Here is a 257-nt window from a genome sequence, read left to right as displayed (position 1 = left end):
TGCAAATGTAAAAGCTGTAGGTGGTGATAACGGCGTGACTGCTGCAATAAAAAATAATGATCAAGCGAAAACAGATACACAAGTAAAAGAAGAGAAAACAAAAGTAGAGAGTAAGGAAACAGCTAAAGAAGCGAGCAAAGAAACAAAAAATGAAAATGGAAAAGCTGAAAAAACAGATAACCCCAAAACCGGCGATGAAGCACGTATTGGATTGTTTGCAACGCTAATTCTTATTTCAGGTGTTTTCTTAATTCGTA

Annotated in this window: 1 protein-coding gene; it reads left to right on the top strand. The window is 35.8% G+C overall.

All coding sequences use genetic code 11. From position 1 onward, the window contains the following. A partial coding sequence (locus tag MR079_RS28805; protein ID WP_242295111.1) for a sortase B protein-sorting domain-containing protein occupies positions 1 to 257 on the top strand: 257 nt, incomplete at both ends.

It is taken from the genome of Bacillus cereus group sp. BfR-BA-01381 (assembly GCF_022663555.1).
Classification (GTDB): Bacteria; Bacillota; Bacilli; order Bacillales; family Bacillaceae_G; genus Bacillus_A; species Bacillus_A pacificus.
Note: the sequence above shows the minus strand (reverse complement) of the source record. Positions and strands in the feature narration are given on the sequence as shown.